The organism is Duganella violaceipulchra (genome assembly GCF_019166075.1).
Lineage (GTDB): Bacteria > Pseudomonadota > Gammaproteobacteria > Burkholderiales > Burkholderiaceae_D > Rugamonas > Rugamonas violaceipulchra.
In genome coordinates this window covers 1-297 of sequence record NZ_JAHTGR010000186.1, presented here as the reverse complement: position 1 = coordinate 297, position 297 = coordinate 1, and the positions used below count along the sequence as shown (strand labels likewise).

Here is a 297-nt window from a genome sequence, read left to right as displayed (position 1 = left end):
CTGGGCGGCCACTCGCTGCTGGCGGTGGCGCTGATCGAGCGCATGCGCCGGGCCGGCGTGCAGACCGACGTGCGTGCGCTGTTCGGCACGCCGACCATCGCGGCGCTGGCCGTCGGCGGCGGTGCGGTCGACGTGGTGGTGCCGGCCAACGGCATCGTCGACGGTTGCGCGGCGATCACGCCGGACATGCTGCCGCTGGTGCAACTGAGCCAGCGGGAGATCGACGGCATCGTCGCGGCGGTGCCGGGCGGCGCCGCCAATATCCAGGACATCTATCCGCTGGCGCCCTTGCAGGAA

General features: G+C 72.7%; 1 protein-coding gene. It reads left to right on the top strand.

Annotated features, from left to right (window positions below; all coding sequences use genetic code 11):
- Nucleotides 1-297, top strand: a 297-nt coding sequence (locus KVP70_RS33615) for a phosphopantetheine-binding protein (protein WP_217946761.1), incomplete at both ends; no start/stop codon positions are given.